The sequence below is a fragment of the Lactobacillus corticis genome (assembly GCF_018327645.1).
GTDB lineage: Bacteria > Bacillota > Bacilli > Lactobacillales > Lactobacillaceae > Lactobacillus > Lactobacillus corticis.
Window position 1 is genome coordinate 1 of the sequence record NZ_BMAY01000090.1, and the last position, 201, is coordinate 201.

Sequence of the window (201 nt, forward strand, 5' to 3'; positions counted from 1 at the left end):
TGTTTTGGACGTCATGAAAAAAGTTGCCGAGTCAGGCATCACCATGCTGGTGGTAACGCACGAAATGGGTTTTGCCAGAGAAGTGTCAGACCGGGTAATCTTTTTCAATCAAGGAGAAGTGCTGGAAGATTCTAACGATCCAGAAGCTTTCTTCGAACATCCGAAGTCAGAACGGGCACAGGAGTTCTTGAGCAAGATAAT

At 45.8% G+C, this 201-nt stretch carries 1 pseudogene; it reads left to right on the forward strand.

What is annotated here, in order from left to right:
* A pseudogene (locus KI210_RS08865) lies at positions 1–201 on the forward strand (amino acid ABC transporter ATP-binding protein); the annotation flags it as partial.